At 69.8% G+C, this 311-nt stretch carries 1 protein-coding gene; it reads right to left on the bottom strand.

Annotated features, from left to right (window positions below; genetic code table 11):
- On the bottom strand, positions 1 to 311 hold a 311-nt coding region (locus tag H926_RS29280; RefSeq protein WP_043610640.1), incomplete at both ends, for a carboxylesterase family protein.

Genomic DNA, 311 nt, shown 5'->3' with positions numbered 1-311 from the left:
TGGCCCAGGGCTTCCCCGGTTTCCAGGAAACCAAGCGCACCAACGCGATAGTTGACCGTCACCGCCACGACGCCATCGGCGGCAAAGCGATCACCTGCTGTCAACGCCTCGCCGCTCCAGCCGCCTTCGTTGCCACCGCCGTGGATATAGACCAGCACGGGATGGCGCCCCGGCGTGGCCGGTGCCCAGATGTTGAGCGCCAGGCAATCTTCGGTCATCGTGCCGGCAAACGGCGTCATGCCGGGTTTTTGCGGGCAGACCGGCGCGGGCGCGGTGGCATCGCGCACCCCGGCCCAGCGCGGCGCCGGGCG

This window comes from Novosphingobium sp. B-7, from assembly GCF_000410615.1.
Lineage (GTDB): Bacteria > Pseudomonadota > Alphaproteobacteria > Sphingomonadales > Sphingomonadaceae > Novosphingobium > Novosphingobium capsulatum.
This window is presented reverse-complemented; position numbering and strand designations above follow the sequence as displayed.